General features: G+C 53.6%; 1 rRNA gene. It reads right to left on the bottom strand.

What is annotated here, in order from left to right:
* Positions 1 to 29 precede the first annotated feature (29 nt).
* Positions 30 to 248 (bottom strand): 16S ribosomal RNA (locus ACZ92H_RS29830); the annotation flags it as partial.

Raw genomic sequence — 248 nt, 5'->3', positions numbered from 1 at the left:
GAAGCATTGCTGCTTCGTGCAAACTCTAGAAAGGAGGTGATCCAGCCGCACCTTCCGATACGGCTACCTTGTTACGACTTCACCCCAGTCACGAATCCTACCGTGGTAAGCGCCCTCCTTACGGTTAAGCTACCTACTTCTGGTAAAACCCGCTCCCATGGTGTGACGGGCGGTGTGTACAAGACCCGGGAACGTATTCACCGCGACATGCTGATCCGCGATTACTAGCGATTCCAACTTCATGCAGT

The organism is Janthinobacterium foliorum (assembly GCF_978021625.1).
This window is presented reverse-complemented; position numbering and strand designations above follow the sequence as displayed.